This window comes from Hydrogenimonas sp. (assembly GCF_029933015.1).
Lineage (GTDB): Bacteria > Campylobacterota > Campylobacteria > Campylobacterales > Hydrogenimonadaceae > Hydrogenimonas.
On sequence record NZ_JAOZOZ010000179.1, the window covers coordinates 1 to 2,757 of the forward strand.

Annotated in this window: 2 protein-coding genes; both read left to right on the forward strand. The window is 57.0% G+C overall.

The window, feature by feature from the left end; all coding sequences use genetic code 11:
- Positions 1-2,085, forward strand: a 2,085-nt coding sequence (gene glgP, locus Q1K23_RS08935) for an alpha-glucan family phosphorylase (protein WP_366522654.1), incomplete at its 5' end; no start/stop codon positions are given.
- Positions 2,073-2,757: 2,3-bisphosphoglycerate-dependent phosphoglycerate mutase (locus Q1K23_RS08940; RefSeq protein ID WP_300363969.1), on the forward strand; the 685-nt coding region annotated here is incomplete at its 3' end. The genes glgP and Q1K23_RS08940, both read left to right, overlap by 13 nt.

Here is a 2,757-nt window from a genome sequence, read left to right on the forward strand (position 1 = left end):
GAGATCGCGGGACTGGGTGAAATCGCCCTCAATCTCTGGTGGACGTGGAACGCCGACGGGAAAAATCTCTTTCGGCTGCTCAATCCCTACCTCTGGAAGGAGAGCGGCCAAAATCCGATCAAGCTGCTTCAGTCCCTTTCGAAAAAACAGATCGCCGCGCTGACGGCGAACGAAACCTTCATGAACGAATACCGCTATGTTTACGCTCTTTTCCGTCAGTACATGGAGGACAAAACCGTCTATACGGAAGAGGAACCGCTCCCCATCGCCTACTTCTGCGCCGAGTACGGGCTGCACCATTCGGTACCGATCTATTCCGGCGGACTGGGGTTTCTGGCGGGAGACATCCTGAAAGAGTCGAGCGACATGGGGCTTCCGATGGTGGGGATCGGATTCATGTATCCACAGGGATACGTGCGGCAGGTGATCGGCAGCGACGGATGGCAAAACGGCGCCAACGAGACGATCGACAAGGATACGGCGCCTATCGAGCGTGTTTTGGACAAGAAAGGCGACCATATGACGATTCAGGTCCCTTTCATCGACCCGCCGGTTTACACGAGCGTCTGGAAGATCAACGTGGGCAAGGTGAATCTCTATCTGCTCGATACGGATATCGAAAAAAACGACCCGTGGGATCGTGAGATCTCCTACCGGCTCTACACGCCCGACATGAACCAGCGGCTGCGACAGCAGATCGTCCTGGGGATCGGTGGGTACCGGGTGCTCGAAGAGCTGGGCATCCGTTACTCCATCCTCCATCTCAACGAGGGACATCCCGCTTTCGCCCTTTTCGAGCGAGTGAGGGCCTTTATCGAAAACGAGGGGATGACGCTCGACGACGCGATCGAGCGCGTGAAGGAGAGCTCGGTCTTTACCACCCACACCCCGCTGCAGGCGGCGACGGACGTCTACGGTTTCGATATGATGAGCCACTATTTCGAAGACTACTGGAAACGGCTCGGGATGGACAAGGAGCGGTTCATGAAGTTCGGGATCAATCCGGACGATCCGGCCGCGGGTTTCAACATGACGGTATTCGGTCTGAAAATGTGCCGCTACCGCAACGCCGTCAGCAAAAAACATAGGGACGTGACCCGAACCATCTGGAGAAACGTTTTCGATCACGAAAGCTCCAAATCGGTTCCGATCGACCATATCACCAACGGCGTGCATCTGCCGACCTGGCTGGGGGACGAGCTGATCGACGAGCTGGACAGGATCCTGGGAGAAAACTGGCTCAATATGCAGGACATCCCGGACATCTGGTCACGGATCGACGAACTCGACGACGAGACGATCTGGAATCTGCACTACACCTACAAAGTGCGGATGGTCAATTTCATCCGTGAGCGGGTGCGGCGCAAATGGTCGGACGAGGGGATCGATCCCGTCGTGGCGATGGCCGAGGGGGTGATGCTCGACCCTGACGTACTGACGATAGGTTTCGCCCGCCGCATGACGGCTTACAAACGGCCCGATCTGATCCTGCACGATCTAAAGCGCCTGGAGAAGATCGTCAACGACTACGCAAGGCCTGTACAGATCGTCTTCGCGGGCAAAGCCCATCCGGCGGACACACCCGGCAAAAAGATTCTCCAGAGGATATTCAAGACGGCGCAGGATCCCCGCTTCAGAGGTCGCATCGCTTTCGTGGAGGATTATGGCGAAAATGTGGCGAAGTATCTGGTCCGCGGATGCGACGTCTGGCTCAACAATCCTCTCATACCGATGGAAGCGTGCGGTACGAGCGGTATGAAAGCCGCGATCAACGGGACGCTGCACTGCTCCACGCTCGACGGTTGGTGGCCGGAAGGGTATACGGGAAAAAACGGCTGGGCCTTCGGCGGGGAGGTTTCCAACGACGATGAGGATGCCCGGGCACTCTACGATACGATCGAACAGAAGATCGTACCGCTTTTCTATACACTCGACGAGCGCAATCTGCCGGCGGCATGGATCGACATGATGCGCGAATCGATGAAAAGCGTCGCGCCCGGCTTCAGCGGAAGACGGATGATGAAGGACTATCTGGCGAAGTTCTATATGCCGATATCCAAAAGGTGTCTGAAATGGGAAAGCTGATACTGCTGAGACACGGCGAGAGTCTCTACAACAAAGAGAATCTCTTTACTGGCTGGACCGATATCGACCTGAGCGAGAAGGGGAGAGAGGAGGCCAAAGAGGCCGGAAGAGTTTTGATGAAACATGCCCTTTTCCCGGACATCTGCTTCACCTCCTGGCTCAAGCGGGCGATCCACACGGCGCAGCTTGCGCTGAAAGAGATGGAGTGGGAACATATCGACTGCCTCAAAAGCTGGAAGGTGAACGAACGCCATTACGGGGCGTGGCAGTCCCACAACAAGGAGGCGATACTCAAAGAGGTGGGGGAAGAGAGGTTCCTCGCCGTGCGGCGCGGCTATTTCGAAAGGCCGCCGGCGCTGAAGGAAGACGACCCCCGTCTTCCCGAACACGACCCGAAATACGCCCGACTCGATCCCGCCCTTCTGCCCAGAAGCGAATCGCTCGAAGATACGAGAAAACGGACACTCAACTTTTTCGTCGAGAGGATCGCCCCCGAGCTCGCCCGCGACAAGACGGTACTCCTCTCCGCCCATGGAAACTCTCTGCGCGCTCTGGTGATGTCGATCGAGCGGTTGAGTCCCGTGGAGATCGTGAAAGTGGAGATCCCGACCGGTGAGCCGATCGTCTACGTTTTCGACGGGACACTCCATCTGCTGAGGAAAGAGCGGCCCG